This is a genomic window from Paraburkholderia sp. SIMBA_027, assembly GCF_046535315.1.
In the GTDB taxonomy this organism is placed as follows: Bacteria; Pseudomonadota; Gammaproteobacteria; order Burkholderiales; family Burkholderiaceae; genus Paraburkholderia; species Paraburkholderia tropica.
Window position 1 is genome coordinate 1 of record NZ_JAWRWY010001158.1, and the last position, 253, is coordinate 253.

The following is a 253-nucleotide window of genomic DNA, read 5'->3' on the forward strand; positions in this document are numbered from 1 at the left end:
GGTGGACTTCGCCTTCGCCGCCAGCGCGGCGTAGACGTCCTCGACCGCGGCGAAACGCGGAGTGTCCGGAGTGGACTCGGCACGGGCTAGGACGTCGGCTGGCACCGGGCGGCGTGTGAAGGTCACCCAGTGCTCGAACAGGAGCTCGTACCAGCCGTGCTCCTCGCGCAGCACGCGCTTCCCGACAGCCACCGGGAAGTCGTGGAGGTTCGTTGGCACAGGGATGACGAGGTGGTAGCCGCGCCCCGACATC

1 protein-coding gene is annotated in these 253 nt (G+C 69.2%); it reads right to left on the bottom strand.

The window, feature by feature from the left end; translation table 11 throughout:
- Positions 1-253, bottom strand: a 253-nt coding sequence (locus SB764_RS42775) for a hypothetical protein (protein ID WP_410867147.1), incomplete at both ends; no start/stop codon positions are given.